Here is a 1,312-nt window from a genome sequence, read left to right as displayed (position 1 = left end):
CTATCTCCAGATCACATGGACCTTCTGCTTGTGCGATTCTCATAGCATTGGTATAGACGCGGAGAGTATGCTCCACATCATGGCCATCCGCTCGATCAGCAAATAAGGTTTTAACATACTGCTTAGCAGCTTGGATTCGTTCTTCGATCATCGTTCTTGTCCTTTGTCTTTCTTACTTCAATCAATCTCATTATACACCTTATGAGCCTTTTCTAGATCGTAATAGTGATCAAATTCTTCTTTTGTCTGCGTAGTATGGGTCTGCCCATCTCTTGATAGCTCAGCTGGAATCGTGACATCTTGATAGAGATTCACACCCTTCTTCATAAAGAGTTCAAATACAGCAATACTTCTTGCATATTGATCCGCACTATTCTGGGGTTTTATTACTATGACTTTCGTATCTTTTTGATTTAAGAGTTTATAGGCCTTCGAAGACTTCTTAAATTGCGTTTTTGAGAGATCCTTGGGATCAATCGAAAACCAATTTTTAAAAAATTTCAATTCTTCAATACTGCTCTTCTCACGATCAATTGGTACATTGAAATCTGGAATCGGTTTTCTTTGGTGATCATTCTCTAAGGTCTCATTTCTTTCAAGTTTACGAGTGTCTAGATTCAAGTACATCATTTTTCGAACTGAGTTATCTTTGGTACTGCGAATTTGTAAGGAAACTAACTCACGTCCATTCCATGAATATACTGAGCCTAATTCTGTAGGAATATAATCCGGATCAAATTGTTCTACAACTTTAAACAAATCAAGCTCTTTCTCTTCTTTCAATCGTTCACCATTAACCTTGTAGACACTAACAGTCCAATATTCATCCTTTTCTGGAGGAGTTGTACGATAGTAATAATTTTCTCTAAATTTCACATTCATATGCAAAATGTGCTTTGAACCGACTCTGATAGGATCAAAATAATAATAAGACCCATATTCCCTCATCAACCGATCTTCCTTGGGATCGGTTGATTTCCAGTGAGTGATAATGCCTGCACCATCCGCAATCATCTCATAGTCATCAATTTTCGCTTTTCCACTATAATCAGTAAATTGTTTATAATAACTCTCAGTTGAAAAGCGTATATAGAGCTAAATACCAGCAATGAGCGAGAACAAAACTAGTAAAGCAAGCACCATTTTTTTCTTTGTCATTTTCACGATTTAAACAGATCCTTTCTAAGAGATTTTATGTTCACTTTGTAATCCACCACTGGTGAAAAAAATAGCACATTACCAGAAAACACAAACAGCGATAAAAATACCAACAAAGCTATATGAAGGATAAAGTTTTGTGCAATATTACTAA

1 protein-coding gene and 1 pseudogene are annotated in these 1,312 nt (G+C 36.0%); both read right to left on the bottom strand.

Going from position 1 to position 1,312, the window contains the following annotated elements:
• A pseudogene (locus SPADD19_RS13070) lies at positions 1 to 151 on the bottom strand (HD domain-containing protein); the annotation flags it as partial.
• A 26-nt stretch (positions 152 to 177) separates the two neighbouring features.
• Positions 178 to 1,014, bottom strand: coding sequence for a hypothetical protein (locus tag SPADD19_RS02705; protein ID WP_241496433.1), 837 nt, complete (start codon positions 1,012 to 1,014; stop codon positions 178 to 180).
• Between the last annotated feature and the right edge of the window lie 298 nt (positions 1,015 to 1,312).

This window comes from Streptococcus parasanguinis (assembly GCF_001578955.1).
Classification (GTDB): Bacteria; Bacillota; Bacilli; order Lactobacillales; family Streptococcaceae; genus Streptococcus; species Streptococcus parasanguinis_U.
The sequence above is the reverse complement of the archived record's forward strand: the minus strand, read 5'-3'. Positions and strand labels throughout refer to the sequence as shown.